At 64.4% G+C, this 21173-nt stretch carries 20 protein-coding genes and 1 tRNA gene; 7 read left to right on the top strand and 14 right to left on the bottom strand.

The features are described from left to right. Positions 1-97: 97 nt before the first annotated feature. The 8 genes from KF715_01645 to KF715_01610 form a co-directional block, all read right to left on the bottom strand. Complete coding sequence (locus KF715_01645) at positions 98-994, bottom strand: alpha/beta fold hydrolase (GenBank protein MBX3735367.1); 897 nt, start codon at positions 992-994, stop codon at positions 98-100. Continuing rightward, positions 994-2031, bottom strand: coding sequence for a 3-oxoacyl-ACP synthase III (locus KF715_01640; protein ID MBX3735366.1), 1038 nt, complete (start codon positions 2029-2031; stop codon positions 994-996). The genes KF715_01645 and KF715_01640 overlap by 1 nt, the downstream gene beginning before the upstream one ends. A gap of 3 nt (positions 2032-2034) precedes the next feature. Further along, entirely contained in the window at positions 2035-2847 is an 813-nt protein-coding gene (locus KF715_01635; GenBank protein MBX3735365.1) for an SDR family oxidoreductase, read from the bottom strand. After that, the gene (locus KF715_01630; protein MBX3735364.1) at positions 2844-3296 is read right to left on the bottom strand and encodes a beta-hydroxyacyl-ACP dehydratase; all 453 of its coding nucleotides are present in this window, start codon (positions 3294-3296) and stop codon (positions 2844-2846) included. Before KF715_01630 ends, KF715_01635 begins: the two co-directional genes overlap by 4 nt. 7 nt (positions 3297-3303) lie before the next feature. Next, positions 3304-4743 (bottom strand): NAD(P)/FAD-dependent oxidoreductase, encoded by a 1440-nt coding sequence (locus KF715_01625; GenBank protein MBX3735363.1) that lies wholly within the window; start codon positions 4741-4743, stop codon positions 3304-3306. 197 nt (positions 4744-4940) lie between these two features. Further along, on the bottom strand, positions 4941-6374 hold the full coding sequence (locus KF715_01620; protein MBX3735362.1) for an NAD(P)/FAD-dependent oxidoreductase: 1434 nt from the start codon (positions 6372-6374) through the stop codon (positions 4941-4943). A 182-nt stretch (positions 6375-6556) separates the two neighbouring features. Beyond that, positions 6557-6811, bottom strand: a complete 255-nt coding sequence (locus KF715_01615; protein MBX3735361.1) for an acyl carrier protein — start codon at positions 6809-6811, stop codon at positions 6557-6559. Between the two features lie 17 nt (positions 6812-6828). Next, positions 6829-8067, bottom strand: a complete 1239-nt coding sequence (locus KF715_01610; GenBank protein MBX3735360.1) for a beta-ketoacyl-[acyl-carrier-protein] synthase family protein — start codon at positions 8065-8067, stop codon at positions 6829-6831. A 73-nt stretch (positions 8068-8140) separates the two neighbouring features. On the opposite strand from KF715_01610, the gene galE reads away from it, so the two are divergent. After that, on the top strand, positions 8141-9136 hold the full coding sequence (gene galE / locus KF715_01605; protein MBX3735359.1) for a UDP-glucose 4-epimerase GalE: 996 nt from the start codon (positions 8141-8143) through the stop codon (positions 9134-9136). A gap of 14 nt (positions 9137-9150) precedes the next feature. Here galE and KF715_01600 read toward each other — a convergent pair whose 3' ends face one another. Then, a complete protein-coding gene (locus KF715_01600) occupies positions 9151-10584 on the bottom strand; it encodes a sigma-54-dependent Fis family transcriptional regulator (protein MBX3735358.1) in 1434 nt (477 codons plus the stop codon). A gap of 102 nt (positions 10585-10686) precedes the next feature. Between KF715_01600 and KF715_01595 the strand changes: the two genes are divergently transcribed. Beyond that, positions 10687-11439, top strand: a complete 753-nt coding sequence (locus KF715_01595) for a site-2 protease family protein (protein ID MBX3735357.1) — start codon at positions 10687-10689, stop codon at positions 11437-11439. Between the two features lie 74 nt (positions 11440-11513). Further along, positions 11514-11589: transfer RNA gene (locus tag KF715_01590), tRNA-Ala, on the top strand. A gap of 69 nt (positions 11590-11658) precedes the next feature. Here the strand turns inward: KF715_01590 and KF715_01585 are convergent. From KF715_01585 to KF715_01575, 3 genes are read right to left on the bottom strand one after another with little or no spacing between them, the layout of a single operon-like run. Further along, on the bottom strand, positions 11659-12570 hold the full coding sequence (locus KF715_01585) for an energy transducer TonB (protein ID MBX3735356.1): 912 nt from the start codon (positions 12568-12570) through the stop codon (positions 11659-11661). A 6-nt stretch (positions 12571-12576) separates the two neighbouring features. After that, entirely contained in the window at positions 12577-13002 is a 426-nt protein-coding gene (locus KF715_01580) for a biopolymer transporter ExbD (protein ID MBX3735355.1), read from the bottom strand. 12 nt (positions 13003-13014) lie between these two features. Next, positions 13015-13722 (bottom strand): MotA/TolQ/ExbB proton channel family protein, encoded by a 708-nt coding sequence (locus tag KF715_01575; protein MBX3735354.1) that lies wholly within the window; start codon positions 13720-13722, stop codon positions 13015-13017. A gap of 122 nt (positions 13723-13844) precedes the next feature. Between KF715_01575 and KF715_01570 the strand changes: the two genes are divergently transcribed. Then, positions 13845-14507: a dTMP kinase gene (locus tag KF715_01570; protein ID MBX3735353.1), complete on the top strand. Its 663-nt coding sequence runs from the start codon at positions 13845-13847 to the stop codon at positions 14505-14507. 52 nt (positions 14508-14559) lie between these two features. Further along, a complete protein-coding gene (locus KF715_01565) occupies positions 14560-15546 on the top strand; it encodes a DNA polymerase III subunit gamma/tau (GenBank protein ID MBX3735352.1) in 987 nt (328 codons plus the stop codon). Between the two features lie 87 nt (positions 15547-15633). On the opposite strand, the gene KF715_01560 is transcribed toward KF715_01565, so the two are convergent. Next, positions 15634-16122, bottom strand: a complete 489-nt coding sequence (locus KF715_01560; GenBank protein MBX3735351.1) for a transposase — start codon at positions 16120-16122, stop codon at positions 15634-15636. A 209-nt stretch (positions 16123-16331) separates the two neighbouring features. Between KF715_01560 and KF715_01555 the strand changes: the two genes are divergently transcribed. Continuing rightward, entirely contained in the window at positions 16332-17723 is a 1392-nt protein-coding gene (locus tag KF715_01555; protein ID MBX3735350.1) for an MATE family efflux transporter, read from the top strand. 6 nt (positions 17724-17729) lie between these two features. Here the strand turns inward: KF715_01555 and KF715_01550 are convergent, their stop codons facing one another. Next, positions 17730-18506: an alpha/beta fold hydrolase gene (locus tag KF715_01550; protein ID MBX3735349.1), complete on the bottom strand. Its 777-nt coding sequence runs from the start codon at positions 18504-18506 to the stop codon at positions 17730-17732. A gap of 95 nt (positions 18507-18601) precedes the next feature. On the opposite strand from KF715_01550, the gene mutS reads away from it, so the two are divergent. Continuing rightward, the gene (gene mutS / locus KF715_01545) at positions 18602-21172 is read left to right on the top strand and encodes a DNA mismatch repair protein MutS (protein MBX3735348.1); all 2571 of its coding nucleotides are present in this window, start codon (positions 18602-18604) and stop codon (positions 21170-21172) included. Position 21173: the final 1 nt, after the last annotated feature.

Raw genomic sequence — 21173 nt, 5'->3', positions numbered from 1 at the left:
TTATGTCTTAAATCAGGAGGGACGTAATGCGCGGTAAACGGAGTTGCCCGAAGACACTGGTCCAATTTCGCCCGTCCCTCGCCATTTGTGACCACCGTCAGCCCAATAGCATTCCCGTGATTTGGGCAGCGATGCCTTGCACGACTGTGCTTCCACCGTCCTCAATCAGGTAGTGACCGACGCCCTTGAGCAGCATGTGGCGCGCCTGCGGGAGGAATTCGCGCCAGCGGGTGAAATAATGCAGATTGAAACAGAAATCGTCTGCGCCCCACAGCACTGCAACGTCGCGCTCGCGCAGCAGCGGCAGGCGCCGCTCGATGTCGGCAAGCGCGCGATCCGACGCGGTGCCCCGCCCGCTCGGGATGTCGACGACGAACCGGTGCGTCGCGATCCGGGTCGCCCAGGAATCGTAGGGAAACAGGAAACCGCGTTTCACGTCGGCCGGCAGCGGTTTTGAAACCGCCATCCATGTCGCGGGCCAGGCAAAGCCGTTGCCGCCGCGGACGATCAACTCCCCAAGGAGCGGTGCCCGGCAGAGACGGATGCGCCACGGGACCACGGCGTCGGCGAAGGCGGCGGTGTTGAGAATGACGACGCGGCCGAGCTTCTCCGGCTGCGGCAACAGCGCGCCGAGTCCGATCGGGCCTCCCCAGTCGTGCACCACGAGATGGATTTTCCGAAGCTGCAGCGAATCGAGCAGTGCACGGAGATTCGCGACGTGATTGGGCAGCGTGTAGTCCCACCGTTGCGGTTTGTCGCTGAGTCCGCAGCCGATGTGGTCCGGCACGATGCAGCGCATCTGACCGCGCAGCGCGAGGACGACGTCGCGATAGAAAAACGACCACGTTGGATTGCCGTGCACCATCACGACGGCTTCGTCGCTGCGCGGCCCCTCGTCGAGATAGCTGAGCGCGCCAGCGGGCGTCACGAAACGCTGCGGCGCGAAGGGATACAGCTTTCGCAGCCAGTCCGGGAGTTGGGCGGCGGGCGTCATCACCATTCGAGAGCGAGCATGAGGCTGTTGATGCCGCTGCCGATGCCGAGGAGTGCCACCTTCTGGCCGGCGCGCACGGCGCCCTGCTCCATGGCGCGCGCGAGTGTCGTCGGCAGCGCGGCGGATCCGGTGTTACCGAGCGTCTCGAACGACGAAAAGTCCTTCGCGAGATCAAGGCTGAGCGTCTCGTAAAGCTTGCGGCGGTGCGCGCTCCCGACTTGGTGACAGATAAAGCGGTCGGGCGTCGCCTCGTCCCAACCGCTCTCCTGCTTGAATTCGCCCCAGGTGCGGCGCGCGACGTCGATGCCGGCGATGAGCAATTGCTCGGAGTCCGTCTCCATCGCGAGGCCGTCGCCGGCGCTGTCGCCCTGGCAGAGGTCGCTGTGGGTCGTGTCGGCCAGCGCGGCTCCGGCGACGAGGCGATGCCGGGGCGCCCCGGCGGGCAGCTCGTCCTCGTGACAGACGACTGCGGCCACCGCGGCGGAACCGATGGTGAGGTTGGCGAAGAACGGCTTGATGGCGTTGCGGTCGAGGTTGGCGGCGAGCAGGTGCTGGATCGTGCGCTCGACCAGCGGGCGGCCGTTTTCGCCGGAGACGACGATGCCGGCGCGGATCTGGCCGGCGTCGATCATGCCGCCGAGCAGAACGAGACCGTTGAGGAAACCGAGGCAGGCGTTCGACACGTCGAAGACCTGCATGCCACCGCCGAGGCCCATCTTGTGGTGCACGAACGTCGCCGTGGCCGGCTCGAGCATGTCGCGGCAGACGGCGCTGTGCATCAGCACCTGGAGTTTCGCGGCGGGAATCCGCGAAATGCCGAGCAGCTTGCGCCCCGCAGCGGCGCTCGCGTCTGAGGGCCGCGTGCCGGCGGACCACATGCGTCGCTCGCGAATGCCGGACATCAACTCGAGGCGCCCTTCCGGCAGGCGCAGGCGCTCATACATCGGGCGCAGACGCGCCTCGATGTCGGCGGACGACCAGATTTCCTCCGGCTCGACGGCGGCGATGGACTCGATGCAGGCGTGACGGAAGCGCATCGCTTACTTCTCCGGCCGCATGGCGAGGCGGATGATGTCCTTGTCGAAATAGTTCGAGCCGAGACCGGCGTCGACGACGAGTGTCGTGCCGTTCACGCCGCTGCTGCGCGGACTGAGGAGGAAAAGCGCCGCGTTCGCCACCTCTTGCGTCTCAAGCGCGCGTTTGCGGAAGGTCATTTTCTCCGCGTAAAGGTAACTTTCGAGGTAGCCGGGGATGCCGGCCGAGGCGCTGGTCTTGAGCGGGCCGCTGCCGAGGACGTTGACGCGGATGGCGGTGTCGGCACTGAGCGATTTGGCGAGGAACCGCGCGCAGGAATCGAGCGCGGCCTTGATCGGCCCCATGTAGCCGTAGTTGTCGGGCGTCACGAGCAGCGACGAGATGCCGATGGTGACGATCGAGGCGTCCTTCGCGAGGTGCGGCTTGAAGGCGCGTGTCAGCTCGACAAGCGAGAAGGCGGAGATGGCGGTCGCCTGGAGGAAGTCGCCGCGCTTCGTCTCGGCGAAGGTCTTGAAGCCCTCGCTGTAGTTGGCGAACGCGATCGAATGCACGACGCCGTGCAGCGGCGCGAAGCCCGCGGCGGCGACCTCGGCGGCGAGGCGCTCGCAGGCGCCGTCCTGCTCGACGTCGCAAAGGAAAACCGGACGGTCGGCCAGCAGCGCCTCGAGCGATTTCCGGCGCGCCTCGGAGCGGACGGCGTAGACGACGCGGGCGCCCTGCTCCTCGAGCGACTTGGCGATCAGCCACGCGACGCTCTTCTTGTTGGCGACGCCCTGGACGAGGAAGGTCTTTCCGGCGACCTGGAGGAAGTCGTTCATGCGGTCGTGACCTGGCCCTCGGGCTTCTTCCACGCGACGGCAAAGTCGACGTTCATGACCTTCTTGCCTTCCGGCGTCTTCATCACGCCCGTGAGAAAGTGGAACTCGCCGACCGTTTCCTTGCGCTTCACCTCGATGGTGACGGTGTCGCCGGGATAGACCGGCAGGCGGAAGCGGATGTCGGAGACCTTGGAAAGCAACGGCACGCCGCCGCCCTGCCCGGCCGCGCCGGCCATGAGCTTCGCCATGAGGCAGGCGCCGGTCTGGAAGACGGCCTCGCTGAGCAGCACGCCGGGCGTGATCGGCGCGCCGGGATAGTGGCCGCGGTAGAAATCCTCCTCGGCGCGCCAGGTGCGGCGGGCGACGAGCGTCTCGCCTTCGTGGGAGACGATCGCGTCGACGAACAGGAACGGCGGACGGTGCGGGATGAGTTGCTCGACTTCGTTCACGGGAAAATCAGGCGGCGGTGCGCTTCGCCGCGGCGAGGGCCTTGTCGATCTGGTTCGCGACGATCACGCCGTAGTTGATGGTGCCGAGCCAGCCCGACATGATGATGCCGACCGAGCCGGCGTGGTAGAGGCCGGGCAATTGCATCGGCAGGTCCATCGAAATTTTCAAACCCTCGAACTTCGTGCCGAACGACGTGCCGTGCCAGTGTTTCGTGTAGTATTCCACGGTGCGCGGCGTCGCGGCTTCCTTCCACTCAACCTTGCCGCGGATGTCGGGGATGAAACGCTCGAGCGAAGCAAGTGATTCCTCGATAAGGCGCTCCTTGTGCTTCGCGTAGTCCTCGTCGGACATGCCCTGCCAATCCTGATAGCGCGCGTTGATCGATACGACGACGGTGTAACGGTCGGTGCCGGGCCGCGTGTCCGGGTAATACATGGAGAACGTGCGACTCGTCGTGTGCAGGTCGACGAGGGCCTCGCTCGAGAACTTCGGCTCGTCGGAGGTGAACACGAGGTCGCCGATGTGCGGGAGCGTCTCGCCCTTCTTGATGCCGAGGTAGACCTGGCAGGAGCTGCTGTTGACGCGCACGGCCTTGGTCGCGGCGACGAACTCGGGCGTGAAGCTCTCCTCGCCCGCCATTCGCAGGACGGTGTTCTTGACGTTCGAATTCGAGAGCACGGCGCCGCAGCGGATGGTTTTGCCGTTGGCGACGACGCCGCAGACACGTTTCCGGCCGTCGACTTCCTCAGTGAGAATTTTTTCGACGAGCACGTGTTTGCGAATCTCGACGCCGTTTTTCTTCAGCTCCTCGGCCATGCGCTTGATCAGGACATCCGTGCCGCCTTGGAACGTGAAGACGCCCTTGCTCATGAAGTTCGAGAACACGATGCCGAAGGTGATTGCCGGATCGTCCATCGTGGAACCGTTGGCGTAGGCGATCGGCTCCATGAGGAGGCGCTTCACATCGTCGCGACCCGGGAAGTAACGCTCGAACATTTGCCCCGTCGTCTCGGTGTTGTTGTCGTAGAAATTCATCGCGCGGAGATCGGTGAAGAATTTCTCCACGGTCTCGGCGGGGATATTGAATTTTTCGACTAGCTGACGCGTGAAGTCATCGCGGTCGAACGTCGTGTCGATCTGGAACTGCGGGTTGATGAACCGCACACCCTTGAGTTGCACGATGGCGTCGGCGATGTCCTGGCTCCAATACTTGCGGCAGGATTTGATCATGCCGTGCGGGAAGCCGTGCAGCGAGATGTCGAAGATGTGTCCGCCCTTGCGGGTGAACCAGGTCGCGAGGCCGCCGAGTTGGTAGTGGTGCTCGAGCAGCAGGACTTTGTGGCCGCACTTGGCCAGCACATTGGCGCCGGTCAGGCCGCCGAGGCCGCTGCCGATGACGATGACGTCGTAGTGATCGTGGGTTCCTTTGAGCCAGTCGTAGGCCATGAAAGCGCCCGAACTAAGAGTGCGCGCGGAGGCAGGGCAACCGGGAAGTTGAGGCGACGGACGCGACGGTATTCGAGGTGGTCGCCGGTGTCCCTACCGGCGACACGAACGTTGTTACCGCTGAGATGCTCCTTGTGGCCGCTGGCGACAGCGGCGACCACCTTAAGCGAGGAGTAACTCGGCCGGCGACGCTGATCCTACTTCGCGTTTCCCTGCAGCACGTGGTAATTCGCCATCGAGATGCCGCTGAGCATGGCGCCGATGATGCCTAAAAAGCCCTGGTCGGTGCCGCAGAGATAGAGATTCGAGAGATGAGTGCGGCCGTCGCGGATTTTGCGCGGGGCGCCGTAGATCGCGCCGTTCAGGTGGCCGGTGAATTTTTTCACGGTGCGCGGCGTGAACATGTCGGTCGTGAGCAGGTTCGCGGCGAGTGTGGCATCGTCGACCGGTGGCAGGAAGCGCCGCGCGCTGCGCTGGATCGCATCGAACCAGTGTCGTTTCTCGGTCTGATAGATTTCCTCGGGCAAATTTGCCCAGCGATCGAAGTTCGCGAGGCAGGTCACGCGCACGAGGCCCTCGGGCAAATCCGCGCCGTCGGGATAGGCGAAGTTGTTCGGAAAGCAGATCACACCGCTGCGCAGGTCGACCGGCTCGCTGGCACGCTCGTAGGCGAAGCGTGGCGAGTCGTTGAAGAAAATGATCGTGTCGTCGCCCCACCCCCAAGTCGCCGGCGCGGATTTGAACACGGAAATCGTCTCAGCGTAAGAGAGCTGGCCGGTGTTCGCGTCGGCTTCGGCGGTGTGTGCGGGTTCGCAGAGGCGCATCGTTTCCGGGTAACCGGCGGACGAGATCACGTGGTCGGCGGTGATCTCGGTGCCGTCGTCGAGCACGAGCGTCGCGGCGCGGCCGTCACGTTCGACGATGCGCGCGACACCGCATTTCATCCGGCGCTCGCCGCCGGCTTGGCGGAATTTTTCCAGCAGCACACGGATGATCACGCGCACGCCATCGAGCGGCCGGGCGAAGCCTTCGAGGTAGAGCGCCTTGAACATGATCACGAACTGCCCGAACTCCATGTCTCGCTCCTGCGCGCTGCCGTAATACATCACCGGGCAGAAAATCATATCGGTGAGCAGCGGGTCGCGGAGGTGCTGAGCGACGACTTCGCGCGCGGAACGCGGCTGCGCGTCGAGCGAGACGTCGTCGTAGGTGCGGACGAGTTGAACCAAGGCGCCCCACCCGGCCGCCTCATGCGGGAATTTCTCGCGCACTTCGGCGTCGAGCACGGCAAAGTCGTTGGTGAAGCGCAGCGTCGTCTCGCCGCGCGAGCCGAAGGCGATTTTCGACTGCTTTTGCGGGCAAAGGGCGAACTCGTCGCGGTCGATGCGGAGCTGGCGCAGGAGCTTCGTGAGCGGCGTGCCTTTGACGCCGGGCGGCACGAAGTTGGTCATCGCGTGCAGGCCGACGTCGAACTTGCGCCCGGCGATGCTGTAGAAGCTGTTCAGACCGCCGGGGGCGTTGTGGCGCTCGAAGATGCAGACGCGTTTGCCGAAGTGCGCGAGGCGGATGCCGGCGGCCAGGCCGGACATGCCGGCGCCAATGATGACGGCGTCGTAGTGCGATGACTTCATCTCAAGACAGAAGAGGAACCACAGATGGACACAGATTCACACAGATAGACCGGGCTCGTTTTGCAAACGCCCGTCCGGCATCTGGGTCGATCTGTGTTCATCTGTGGTTCAAAGCGGGGTTGCGCAAAGAAAAAGGCGGGGTCGGAGACCCCGCCCTACAAATTGAAACCGAGCGCTGACGGTTAGGCCTTGGCCTGGAACTTGGGGGTCAGGTATTCGGCGCAGCTGTCGAGCGAGGCGAGCTGCATGTAGTCGGCCTCGGGAACCTCGATGCCGTGGCGCTTGCGGAGCTCCATGACGATGTCGAGGAAGTCCATGGAATCGAGCTGGAGCTGGTCGCGCAGGCGGACGTCGGGCTTGATAGCCGTGAGGTCCTCGTCAGGAGCGATGTCGGAGATGATGTCGATAACCAGCTTCTTGCAGGCGTCTTTCGTCATGGTGTGCGGAGGTGAGATCAGTCGGTAAATCGCTTGATGATGAGCGTGGAATTAATTCCGAGCATACCGAAGGAATTATTCAGGATGGCGTCAACCCGTTTAACCGCCCGCGGCTTGTTGAGCACGAGGCCCGGGATATCACACTGGGGATCAAGCTCATCGACATTGATCGTCGGGTGGACGACGAGGTCGTCGAAGCTGGGCAGGTTGCCGGCCAGCTCGAGCGCGCCGGCCGCGCCCATGCAGTGGCCGATGAAGCTCTTGGTGTTGTTGATCGCGACGGGTTCCTTGCGGTCCTTGAACACGGCGGCGATCGCCTGACACTCTTGGATGTCGCCTTGGGGCGTCGAGGTCGCGTGGGTGTTCACGATGTCGATGTCGTCGACGGTCATCCCGGCGTTCGCGAGGGCCTTGCGGACGCACTCGGCCTGGCGTTCGGGGTTGGGCAACACGTAGTCGGTCGCGTCGGAGTTGACGCAATAGCCGGCGATCTCGCCGTAAATTTTCGCGCCACGCGCCTGCGCGTCTTCGAGGCGTTCGATGGTGTAAAGGCAGCCGCCTTCGGAGATGACGATACCGTTGCGGGCCTTGTCGAAGGGGCGGCTGGCTTTCGTGGGGTCGGAGTGCGCGGCGAGCGCGTTCTGGCTCTTGAACCCGGCAAAGATGCCGAAGGTCTGCGGGCTCTCGCTGATGCCGCCGGCGATGGCGATGTCCACCTCGCCGAGGCGCAGCATCTGCGCAGCGTGGATCAGGCCCATGTTGCCCGCGGCGCAGGCGGCGCCGATCGTGTAGGCGGGGCCGGTGATACCGAGATTGAGCGACACTTCGCCCGCCGGATTGTTGGCCACGGTCCTCGGGTTGTGGTGGTGCGTCCAGAACTTCGTGTCGTATTTGAACTGCGAGATGTTGTAGACCTCGTTCTCGGTCTCGACGTTGCCGTGCTCGGTGATGCCGACGTAGATGCCGACGCGGCTCTTGTCGCGCGTGTCGAGATTCACGCCGGCGTCAGCCAGCGCCTCGCGCGCGCAATACACGCTGATGCTGCCGGCGCGCGTGCCGATACGGACGTCCTTTTTCTTCTGATACTTCAGCGGGTCGAACGTGCACATGCCCGCGGGCCAGCGTCCCATGTAGCGGACGTCGACGGTCGTGATGCCGGAAACGCCTTGCAGCAGGTTCTGGCGAAACTCGGCCAACGTATTGCCGTTCGGTGCGGTGAGGCCGACTCCGGTGATGACGATGCGGGTTTGCTTCATGTGGCGGGCGGGAAAATGGACACGGAATTGCCTAGCCACCGGAAATGCAAACCCAATAGAAACTCGCCTCCCCATGAAAGTCCTCGTTGCCGGCGGCGCCGGCTACATCGGCAGTCACTGCGTGCGCCAGCTCCAAGCCGCCGGCCATCAACCCGTCGTCATCGACAATCTCGTCTACGGCCACCGCACGGCGGTCGCACCGGACGTGCCGTTCTACGACGTCGATTTCGGCGACGCCGCCGCGATCGGGCGCGTGTTCGACGCGCATGCGATCGACCTCGTGATGCACTTCGCCGCCTACTGCTACGTCGGCGAATCCGTCACCGACCCGATCAAGTATTACCGCAACAACGTCGCCGCCCCGCTCACGCTGCTGGAGACGATGCTCAAGCGCGGTGTGCGGAAATTCGTCTTCTCCTCGACCTGCGCCACCTACGGCATCCCGCAGCGGATGCCGATCACCGAGGACCTGCCGCAGGCGCCGATCAATCCCTATGGCCAGACCAAGCTCGACTTGGAGAATCTGCTCAAGGCGCTCGCGCGCTCCCATGGTCTGAGTTTTGCCGCGTTCCGCTACTTCAACGCGGCCGGCGCCTCCGAGGACGGCGTGATCGGCGAGGACCACGATCCGGAAACGCATTTGATCCCCGTCGCGATTGGTGCCGCGCAGGGTCTCCGCCCTGCCCTGCAGGTTTTCGGCACCGACTATCCGACGCCGGACGGCACCTGCCTGCGCGACTACGTCCATGTCGACGATCTCGCCCGCGCGCACATCGCGGCCTTCGACAAACTCGGCGCGCCCGGCACGCAACTCTTCTACAATCTCGGCACCGGCACGCCGACTTCGGTCCTCGAGGTCATCAAAGCCGTCGAAAAGGTCAGCGGTCTCAAGGTTCCGGTGAGCTATGCGCCGCGTCGTGCCGGCGATCCGCCGGCGCTCTACGCCGACGCCACCAAGGCGAAAACCGAGCTCGGATGGACGCCGAAATACACGCACATCGACCCGATCGTGGCGACGGCGTGGCGCTGGCATCAAGCCCGGCCCAAAGGCTACGGCGACCGCAAATAGGCCGTCAGCGCGGGTCAGTGTTTTTTGGCCGCGCGCCTTTTGGGCGCAGGCGTTTCAGCAGACGGCAGTTTGTCGCCGAACAGCTGTGCCAGTGCCGCGCGTTCGTTGCCCGGATTCGCAGTCGCAATCGCCGCGAGCAGACGCGCGGCGAGCTCCTCGATCGATTCGGCTCCACCCGCGCTCGAATCCGCCGGTGTTTCGGTCGGCGCGGACGGCGGAGCGCTCGTCGAGCTGTCCGCAGCCAGTTCCTCCTGCTCACCGGCCTGCCGGACTTCGTCGGGCAAATCGCGCGGCAGGATCGCGTCGCCAGTCGCGGCGACGGCGCTGCGATAGACAACGTTCTCGAGTTCGCGGACGTTGCCCGGCCAGCGATAGCGGCAGAACAGCGCGAGCGCTTCCGGTGAAACTTTGCGCACCTTCGTCTTCTTCGCCTTGAAGAGTCCCTGGAGGAAAAAGTCGACGATTTGCGGCACGTCCTCGACGCGTTTGCGCAGCGGCGGGAGCTTCACGCGGACGACGTTGAGCCGGTAGTAGAGGTCCTCGCGAAACTTCTTCTCTTTGACGAGCACCTCGAGGTTCTTGTTCGTCGCGGCGACGACACGCACGTTGACCTTGATGGTCTCGATGCCGCCGACGCGCTGAATTTCGCCTTCCTGGAGCACGCGCAGGATCTTTGTCTGCGTGGTCGGCGTCATGTCGCCGATCTCATCGAGAAAAATCGTGCCGCCGTCGCAGAGCTCGAATTTGCCGAGGCGCTGCGCCGTGGCGCCGGTGAACGAACCGCGCTCGTGGCCGAAGAGTTCGCTCTCGATCAGGTTCTCGGGAATCGCGGCGCAATTCACCGCGACGAACGCTTTCGCGGAGCGATGGCTGTGGCGATGGATGGCGCGCGCGACGAGCTCCTTACCGGTGCCGGACTCGCCCGTGATCATCACCGAGGCGTCGGAGGCGGCGAATTGGCCGATGGCTTTGAAGACTTCCTGCATCGCGGGCGAAGTGCCGACGATGCCTTCCTTGTGCTCCTCGGAATTCACGACCGGCTGGTAGCTGCTGGCGGACTTGCTGTCGGCCTGGGTGCGCAGCGCACTCTCGACGAGCGCGAGCAGCTTCGGCGGATCGAACGGCTTCACCACGTAATCGTAGGCGCCGTATTTCATCGCCTCGATCGCGGTCTGCGCCGTGCCGTAGGCCGTCATGAAGATCACCAGCTGCCGCGGGCTCGCGGCGCGGATGTGTTGCAGCGTCTCGAGGCCGGTCATGCCGGTCATGCGGTTGTCGAGCAACACGACGTCGGGCGCCTGCTTCTTAACCGCCGCGACGCCTTCCTCGCCGCTCGCGGCCTCCTGGACGCGGTAGCGTTGGGAGCTGAGCACGCGGTTGAGCGAGTAACGCACCTCGGTGTCATCGTCGATGACCAGAATGGTGGGTGCCGGAGTGTCGGTGGACATGGATTGTATTAGCGCTTTCGGAAGCGATGGTTCTACTTAGGGCCGATGTTAGGGTGGTCAATTAATCTGTTCCGCGTCTTTGGCATACAGCTCGCGATCCATGTGAGCTTTTTGCTGCTGCTGGCCTATTTCGGCTGGGAAGGCTGGCAGGAAGCGGGCGCGACGGGGGCGCTGTGGAGTTTGCTCGTGGTGACGTTGTTCTTCGGGTGCGTGGTGTTGCACGAATTGGGCCACTCGCTGACGGCGCGGCGCTACGGCGTGCAGGTGCCTCGCATCCTCCTGATGCCGATCGGCGGCATGGCGGAGTTCGACCGCATCCCGCGTCAACCCGCGGCCGAACTGCTGATCACCATCGCCGGGCCGGCGATGAACTTCGTGCTCGTGGCGGTCCTGCTTCCGCTTGTGTGGCACGACCTCTGGTCGGAGCAGTCCGTGCCCGCCTACGGTTCGCAAATGACTCTCATCCAACTAGCGCTCGGCAACCTCGTGATGGGCACTTTCAATCTGCTGCCGGTGTTCCCGATGGATGGCGGGCGCATCCTCCGCGCGCTGCTCGCCCGCAAAATGGACTACCTCAAGGCCACGCGTCGCGCCGTCGTCATCGGAAAAATCGCCGCGCCACTGCTCGCGTTGGCGGCCGCCTATTTTCTTCACTGGTATCTGCTGTCGGCGCTTTTCATCTTCATCTTTTTCGCGGGCGACGCGGAATACCGCATGTTGCTGCGCCGTGAGCGCGAGGCGGCCTACTGGACGGAATGGACCCAACGCATGGCGACAGCGCAGGCTGCCGCCGCAGCGAATCCCGACGACCCTTCCCCGCCGCCACCGCCCCTCATTTTCCACGGTCCGAACTAAGTTCGGCATCTCTTCCAAAAAGGCCTTGCATTCGCCCGGCAAACTCCGCTTTTTGGCCCTTCGCAGTTCTTTGTGGGCTCGTAGCTCAGTTGGCAGAGCGCCTCAATGGCATTGAGGAGGTCGTCAGTTCGATTCTGATCGGGTCCACCACTTTAAACGAAAAACCGCCGGAGCGATCCGGCGGTTTTTTCTTATCCTCAACGAATTGTGCGCGACAGCTCAATCGAGGTCGCGCATGCGGAACGTGAGCACCCACGTGCTCGTCTTGCCGTCCGGCCGGCGTTTGCCCCAGGCGAGACGTTTGAACGACGCGACGGCCGCCTGATCGAATTCCGCACTCCCGGAGGAGCGCGCGACGCGCACATTGCCGATCTCGCCGTTGGCCGTCATGAGAAAGGAAATGTCGGCGGTCAGCGAGTCCGAGACGCCGGTGGGTTTCAGTTCGTCGAAAATCGGTTTCAGCTCGTTTTTCAGCAGCGTCTGGTAGACGAGCAGCTCGTCGGCCTCTTCGCGGGAGAGGGCTTTGCCGCGACCACCACCGTTAGTGTTCGTATCCGAGCCTTGGAGAACGCCGTCCTTGATCCCCTTCACGTCGACGCCCTTGACGCCAGCGTTCGCCTTCGCGGCGCGGGCTTCCGCGGCTTTGCGCGCGGCTTCCTGCTTCGCGATCTCGCGGTCGATTTTCTTCTTCTCGTTCAGATAGGAAACGATCCGCCGGTTGTTCATCTGATCGACGACCTTCTTGGCCTCCTTGGTCAGTGTTTGCTTGGGCTTCGGCACATCCTTGGTCTTCGGCTTCGGCGTCTCCTTGGGCGGTGTCGGCATCACGTCCTCCGGCGGCGGGGTTTTCACCGTCTCGACGACCGGCTCGGGTTGCGGAGCGACTTCGGGCTGGCGGATCGGTGCGTTGACGGGCGGCGTGATTTTCGGCGCCGTGAGGGTGTTGCCGAGCTTGGGCGCGACGAGCTCGCCCGGCGCCGTCGGCGGGCCGACCACGAGATCGAAGATCACCGGCGGCCGCTGCTGCGACTGCACCTGCGCGATGTAGAGCGATAGCCCCGCGACGATCGCCGCCACTGCAGCGTGCAGCAGCAGTGAGGCGAAATAGGCGCTGGGGGAATTCGCGCGCATCGGCGCTCAGGGTGTCTGTGTATCGAAAGTGACCTTGGAGAGGCCGTTCTGTTTCAACGCGTCCATCACGCTGATGAAATGCTGCGCCGTCGCCTTCTGATCCATGCGGATGCGGAAGACCGGCGGTTTCGCTTCGGCGGCGTAGGTCGCGAGGGCTTTCTTCAGATTGGCAATCGGCACTGGTTTGCTGCCGAGCGTGCACGTGCCGTCGGCCTTGATGCTGATCGTCTCGAAACGCGTGTCCTTGTCAGGACGCGCCTGCTCGCTCTTCGACTCGACGGGCAGATTCACCGCAACCGTCTGCTCCGACTGGATGAGCGGCGTCGAGATCATGAAGATGATCAGGAGCGTGAACGCCAAATCGATGAGATTGGTGACGTTCAGATCCGAAATGGGATGCGCGGCGCGCGCGCGGCGGAAAGTGCGGGCCATGGCGACGGCTCCTTATTTCTGCATCTCCAATTCGATGCGGTCCGCGAGCGTGCTCGCGTAGTTCTCGATCTCCGTCGTGAGCGTCTTGGTTTTGTTCAACAAGACATTGTAGCCCACGACCGACGGAATCGCCACCACGAGGCCCGCGATCGTCGTGAGCAATGCCGCCGAGACGCCGGGCGCAAGCGTCTGGATGCTCGCGGTCTGCATCACCGACACAGCGCTGAACGCCTCCATCACGCCCCACACCGTGCCGAGCAGGCCCATGAACGGCGCGACCGTGACCATCGTCGCGAGCCACACCATGCTTTCCTCGTAGCGGAGCACCTGCCGCGCGAGCGCGCGGGAGATGGCGTTCTCCGCGTGTTCGAGGCGCGCGTGCAGCGAGTCGTCGCCCTTCTCCTTGCCGATCGCGGCGGCACGCCAGTAAGCCTCGGACGCGTCGGCGAAAAGATCCGCGTAGGGAATCGAGCGCATGTTGCGGAACGACTCCGGCAGATCGAGCAGCTTGCGCTCCTCGCGCAGGCGTTGTTCGAACTGATTGTTGCGCGCGCGCAGCTTGTTCAGTTCGGAGTTCTTGCCGAGCATCACCGACCAGGCGACGACGCTGAAAATCAGCAGGATGGTGGTGATGACTTGGCCGACCGGATCACAGCGGGCGAAGACTTCGATGATGTTGGTGGTGGCGAGAAAAAGCGGCGCCGAGGCGAGGCTGAGCATGACGCGCCGAGTGTTGGCGCGATTGTTCGGCGCAATCAAGGGGTTTCCTCCCGTGCGCGCGCGGAAAAACGGTTGCCGACCGTCGCTGCCGCACGTTTCGTTTTCTCACCTCCCGCATTCCCATGCCCAACAAGTCCAAACCCGCTGGCAAACTCATCTCGTTCGAGGGCTCCGAAGGCTCCGGCAAGTCCACGCAAATCATGCGTCTCGCCGAGCATCTCCAGAAACTCGGCCGCGAAGTCATCGCCACGCGCGAGCCCGGCGGCACGGAGATCGGCGAGCAAATCCGGAATATTCTCATCCACAACCACCGCGGCGACGAGATGTGCGCCGAGACCGAGCTCCTGCTCTTCACCGCCGCCCGCGCCCAGCTCGTTCGCGAGGTCATCGCCCCTGCCCTGCTCCGCGGCGCCGTCGTGCTCAGCGACCGCTACCTCGACTCGTCCACCGTCTACCAAGGCGTCGCGCGCAACCTCGCGCCCGACCCGGTGAACCAGATCAACCGCTTCGCCGTTGGCAACGTCATGCCGCACCTCACGATCGTTCTCGACGTGCCCACCGAGGTCAGCCTGCAACGCGTCCGCCAGCGCGCCTCCGATCTCCCCGACCGCATGGAGCGCGAGAACATCGAATTCTACAACAAGGTCCGCGAAGGCTACCTGCTCCTCGCCCGCCAGTGGCCCGAACGCGTCGTCGTCATGGACGGCACGCAATCCGCCAAAGCCCTCGAAGAGCAAATCTGGGGCGCCGTGCAACTCCGCCTCCTCGACCTCCAAACCAGCTGAGCCCGCGCGCCGGTCCTCTGCCGACCGGGCTCCGTTCTCAGTCTTCCGTCCTCTGTCCTCCGTCACTCCAGCTCCCTGGCCCGACACGCTCGCCGGCACACCTGCCGTCTCCGTGATCGAGCGCGCGATCGAACGCCGCCGCCTCGCCAACAGTCTCCTGCTCCACGGCGAAAACCTCGGCACGCTCGCCACCGTCGCGCACGGCATCGCCGACCGCCTGCTCAACGACCCGCGCTCGCCCAGCCAGTATTTCGCGCCGAAGCAGCACCCGGACTTCTTCGCCCTGCGCCCCGCCGGCAAGATGCGCCAGATCGGCGCCGACGCCACGCGCGACCTCATCAACCGCATCCAAGTCTCGCCGCAGGTCTCGCACCGCAAGGTCGCCGTCGTCTACGAGGCCGATCGCATGAACGTCGCCGCAGCGAACATTTTTCTCAAAACCCTCGAAGAGCCGCCCGCGAGCACCACGATCCTGCTGCTCACGACGCGCCCTTACTCGCTTCTCGCCACGATCCGCAGCCGCTGCCTGCTCTTCCGCTTCACCGACAGCGGTGCCGAGGCTCTCGCCGGCTGCGAGACCGACTTGATCGCGTCCTGGCAGCAAACGCGCGCCGACTACGCCGCGTGGCTCGGCAAGCTCGCCGACGGCGCTGCCGACAAGCGCGCCGTGGCCGACCAGGTGATCTCCGTCTACGGCCTCATCACGCGCTTCAATGCCGTGCTCTCCGCCGCCACCGAACAGGCGTGGAAGCAGCAAAAGGAAAAGCTCCCTGACGACCTCGACGACGACGAGGTCGACGCGATCCAGACCGGCATCACGAACGGCATCCGCCTGAAACTCTTCGCCGAACTCGAGCACGCCACCCGCGACTTTGCGCAAGCCCGCCTCGCCGCCGGCGACGAAACCGCGCGCCGCTCCACCGTCGCCGCCATCGCCCAGCTCGAACACGACGTCGGTCTCCTGCGCCTGAACTTGAACGAAGCCGCCGCGCTGGAAAATTTCCTCCTCAGCTCGCTGCGGATCTGGAGCCGGAGGTGACCTTGGGGCGTGGTGGTGACCGCGCCGCCGGAACACCGCCTTGGAGGGCGCGGCTACCGCCGCGCCGCGAACGCCTACCCGTATGCGCTACCTCGCGTCATGCCAGCTCAGTTCGTTCATCTCGCCGTGGAATGGCCATGCATCTGATGAATCCACCAAACCCGCCCTAACCGGATTCTGCTGAACATACTCCCACTTGGCTCCGTAGCTCTCGTGACGACGTAGCTGCGTGTCCCAGAAATTCTGCTGCCAAAGATCACGGCCAAGCCCCGAGGCTTTAGCGCTCGTTGCCTTCCAGAAGCTAACCCACACGCGCAATGAGGAAGGAGGAATCGTTCCGGGTGAGCAAAACAGATGAACGTGATCCGGCATCACGACATAGCGGCCAACCAACCAGCGATCAGCCGTGCGCCAGGCTTCGCGCATACATTCATGCATTCTCACATTGGCCAACAAGGGCTGACGGTTACGTGTGCAAACTGTGAGGAACACGATACAGGAACGATCGTTGTTCTCCAATCGCACGTGGTGCGCTGGGCGATGGCGTCTTGGCCACTGCGAAGATTTGAAATCCATTTGGGACCCACGCAAAACTTGGGACCGCGCCAAGTGCGCAGCAATCCCGTTCACGGCGCGGCAGTAGCCGCGCCCTCCCAAACGATACCCCGTTGGGCGGCGCAGCTACCGCCGCGCCACGAGCCACATTCAGGCCGCGCCCCGATATCCTTGACGGGAATTCGCCTTGTCTTGGCGCGGCGGCGGCTGTCTGTGGTTCCTTCCGCGGGATGAACTCAACCAACACCAAGGCCGCGCCGACTCTGCTGCAGATCGCGTGGCCGATCTTCATCGAACAGTCGTTGCGCATTCTGATCGGCGTCGTGGACACCTTCATGGTGAGCCATGTGTCCGACGGCGCGGTCGCCGCGCTGGGCGTGGCCAACCAGTTTGTCGTCCTCTCGTTGATCTGTTTCAACTTCATCGGTATCGGCGCGAGCGTCGTCATCACGCACCACGTCGGCGCGGGCGACGCGAAAGGCGCGGAGAAAATCGTCACGACCGCCATTGCGGTGAACACCTGGATCGGACTGGTGATCAGCACCGTGGCGTTCACCTGCGCGACGCCCCTGCTGCGGCTCATGCAGTTGCCCGACGAACTCATGGTGCACGCCCGGCCGTTCCTCACGCTGATGGGCGGCACGTTGTTCATGGAATCGATGAACGTCTCCCTTGGCGCGTCGCTCCGCGCGCACGGCCACACGCGCGACGCCATGGTCGTCACCACGCTGCAGAACATCATCAACATCGCTGGCAGCTGCGTGCTGCTCTTCGGTCTTTTCGGCGCGCCGAAGATGGGCGTGACGGGTGTGGCGCTCGCGAGCGTGTTCAGCCGCGTCGTGGCCAGCATCATTCTCTGGATCCTGCTCGACCGCCGCTTGCATCTCATGCTGCGCGCGCGGGATTTCGTGGATTTCAGCTTCGATCGCATCAAGCGCATCCTCCACATCGGTCTCCCCGCCGCGGGCGAGCACATGAGCTACTGGGTGTCGCTAATGGTTATCACCAGCTTCGTCGCACGCATGGGCGCGGAGAGCCTCGCGATGATGACCTACACGCGACAGGTGCAGTTGCTCGTGATTCTCTTCTCCATCGCGCTCGGTCTCGGCACCGAGCTGCTGATCGGCCGCCTCGTCGGCGCCGGCGATTTCGAAGGCGCCTATCGCGAGGTGATGCGGAGCGTGCGCATCGGCCTCGTCATTGCGACGACCGGAATCGTGCTCGTGGCAATCTTCGCTAAGCAACTGCTCGGGCAATTCTCGCACGATCCCGTCGTCATCGCCGGCGGCGCGTTTCTCCTCTTGATCTCCGTGCCCTACGAGCCGGGCCGCGTCCTGAACATCGTCATCATCAATGCGCTTCGCGCGACCGGCGACGCCCGCTTTCCGATCTCGATCGCGGTCTTCTCGCAATGGTGCTTCAGCGTGCCGCTGTGCTGGCTTTTCGGTCTGAAATTCGGCTGGGGACTCGTCGGCGTCTGGGTCGCCATGGCCGTCGAGGAGTGGGCGCGCGGCCTCATGATGCTGCGCCGCTGGACGAAGCGATCCTGGCTCCCGCACGCACAGCGCAGCCGCGACGCCGTCGCGCGCGGCGGACGGCTGCCGATGGTATCTGAAACGTAAGCCGCCCTACTCCTCCAGCACCGCGCGCACGAACGCCGCGCGCGCGTCCATGTGCGGATTGTGGCCGGACTCCGGAATTGTCGTCAGCTGCACCCGCGGAAAGTGCCCGCGAATCGCCTCGTGGTCGCTCTCCTGCACGTAGCGCGATCGGCCGCCGAGGATGAACTGCGTCGGTCCCTCGTAACGGTCTGCGGACGTCAGTGCGTCCTTCTCTAGTTGCGGCAATTCGCGCGTCAGCACCGGCAGATTGATCGCCCAAGCCCATTCGCCCGCGTCCGTGCGCACGAGATTTGTCGTGAGAAATTTCCGCATGCCGAGGTCGGGCACTCGCGCCTCAAAACGCATCTCCGCCTCCTGTCGCGACTGGAGATTCGCGAGGTTCAGCTCGTTCATGGCCATGAACTCCGCGCGATGGCCTTGCCAGCTGTAGTCGCGCGGCGCCACGTCGACCACCACGAGTCGCTGCACGCGCGCGGCGTGGCGGCAGGCGAGCAACATCGCGATCTTCCCGCCCATGCTGTGGCCGACGATCGTCGCAGCCGGCAGCGCGTGCGCGTCCATCCAAGCAAGCACGTCCTCCATCATCAGTTCGTAGCTCATCGCATCGGCGTGCGGCGACCGCCCATGGTTGCGCGCATCGAGCGCGATCACATGGAAGTGCGCCGCGAGATCGCGCCCCGTCGTCTGCCAATTGCGCGATGAGCCGAGCAGCCCGTGCAGCACGAGCATCGGCGGGTGGCCGGCACCGCCCAAATCCACGGAAAACAGTTCAACGGACGACATTGCGCTCCCATCGTAAGACTCCCGCGCCGATGGCCAGCCCATTCGCGGATTTTGCCTTGCTGGCCTTCGGGCTCTGACCTCTGACTTCTCGCTTCATGGCAGAAAAGCTCACCCCGATGATGCAGCAGTATTTCGAGGTCAAACGCGGCCTCCCGGCGAACACGCTGCTGCTTTTCCGACTGGGCGATTTCTACGAGATGTTCTTCGAGGACGCCGAAGTCGCCTCGCGCCTGCTCGGCATCACGCTAACCAAGCGCCAGGACTACCCGATGGCGGGCATCCCGTTCCACGCCGCCGACAACTACGTCACCAAGCTCCTCGCTGCCGGCAAAAAAGTCGCGATCTGCGACCAAGCCGAGCCCGCCAAAGCCGGCAAACTCGTCAAGCGCCAGCTCACGCGCATCCTCTCGCCCGGCACCACGCTCGCCGCCAACCAGCTCGAAGCCGCGAAAAACCACTACCTCTGCGCGCTCGAGCTGAATAAACACGGCCTGCACGCCGCGTGGCTCGACGTCTCGACCGGCGAGTTCCGCGTCGCGACCGACGCTCGCCCGGAAAACCTCCTGCCCGTCCTCACTGCGCTCGACCCCGCAGAACTCGTCCTGATCGAAGGCGACCTCGAGAAGTGGAAAGCCGCGCCGCACGACGACCACGTCACGCACAACCTCGCGCACTTCTGCGCCGAGCGCCTCATCACCGAGTTGCCCGGCTACCATTTCGAAACCTCCGGCGGCGCGAAGACCGTGATGGACGCGCTCGGCGTGCTGAACCTCCAAGGCTTCGGTCTCGCCAACAACCATGCCGCCCTCGGTGCCGCCGGTGCCGTCGTTTACTACGCGACGGAAAATCTCTGCGCGAAGCCCGAGAACCTCCGCTCGCTCCAGGAATACCGCAGCGCCCACACGCTGCTCCTCGACCCGGCCACGTTGCGCAATCTCGAGATCTTCGCCTCCATCCGCGGCACGCGCGACGCCTCGCTGCTCGGCGCTATCGACCGCACCACGACCGCCGCCGGCGCACGCCTGCTAGAACGCTGGCTCGCCGCGCCAACGCTTGATCTGCCCGAAATCCGCCGCCGCCAGACCGCCGTCGGCGAGTTCGTCGCGCAGCCGAGCGACCTCGCGAACGTCCGCGAACTGCTCAACAAGGTCCGCGACATCCCGCGCATTCTCGGCCGCCTGCAAAACCGCCTGCGCAATCCGCGCGAACTCGGCGGCGTGCGCGACACGCTCGCGCAAATCCCCGCCATCATCGCCTGCCTCGATTTGCTCGACTCGCACCTCGTCGGCAGCCACGGCGGCGAGATTTCCAAGGTCCGCGCTCGCCTCACCGACTTGCCCGCGCTGCGCGACCTGCTCGCGCAAGCGCTCGCCGACGAGCTCCCGAACGATCTCGCCGACGGCAACTACATCCGCGCCAGCTACGACGCGGAACTCGACCGGTTGCGCAGCCTGACGACCGACAACAAAAGCTGGCTCGCCGAACTCGAGCGCCGCGAACAGGAGCGCACCGGCATCAAGAGCCTCAAGGTCCGCTTCACGTCCGTCTTCGGTTACTACATCGAAGTCACCAAAGCCAACGTCCACCTCGTCCCCGCCGACTACGTCCGCAAGCAGACGACGGTGAACGGCGAGCGCTACGTCACCGAGGACCTCAAGCTGAAGGAAAAGGAAATCTTCTCCGCCGAGGAAAAATCCCTCGCCCGCGAGCAAGAACTCTTCGCCTACCTCGTCGGCGCCGTCCTCGCCGAAGCCGCCGCGCTCCAACGCACCGCCGAAGCGCTCGCCGAACTCGATGTGCTCGGCGGCTGGGCTGTGCTGGCGCGCGAATGGGATTATTGCCGGCCCGACCTCGACGAGGGCGACTCGCTCTCGATCACCGACGGCCGCCACCCGGTCGTCGAGCAGATGATGAAGCAGGAGCGCCTCGGCCTCGCGGGCAGCTACACCTTCGTGCCGAACGACGCCGCGCTCTCCGCCACCGACGCGCAGATCATCCTCCTCACCGGTCCGAACATGGCGGGCAAATCGACTTACATCCGCCAAGTCGCGCTCATCACGCTCATGGCGCAGATCGGCTGCTGGGCGCCGGCGAAAGCCTGCCGGCTCGGACTCGTGGACCGCATTTTCTCCCGCGTCGGCGCCAGCGACGACCTCGCGCGCGGCAACTCGACCTTCATGGTCGAGATGAACGAGACGGCGAACATTCTCAACAACGCCACCGACCGCTCGCTCATCATCCTCGACGAGATCGGCCGCGGCACGTCGACCTACGACGGCCTCTCGATCGCGTGGGCCGTCGTCGAGCACCTGCACCGCTCCGCCGACCGCGGCCCGCGCACGCTCTTCGCCACGCACTACCAGGAGCTGACTCAGCTCGACAAACACCTGCCGCGCCTGCGCAACTTCTCCGTCGCGGTCAAAGAGTGGAACGACGACATCGTCTTCGTCCGTCGCGTCGTCGAAGGCGCCGCCGACCGCAGCTACGGCATTCAAGTCGCCCGTCTCGCAGGCCTGCCGCTGACCGTGATCGATCGCGCAAAGACTATTCTCGCCCAGCTCGAATCCGATGAAGTCACCGTGACGCTTCCCGCCGCACCGCAGGTGAAGCCGAAGAAAAAAATCACGGTCGAGCCGGCTGACGACTCGCAGCTCAGCCTGCTGTGAG

Origin of the sequence: Candidatus Didemnitutus sp. (assembly GCA_019634575.1) — a bacterium.
Classification (GTDB): domain Bacteria; phylum Verrucomicrobiota; class Verrucomicrobiia; order Opitutales; family Opitutaceae; genus Didemnitutus.
This window is presented reverse-complemented; position numbering and strand designations above follow the sequence as displayed.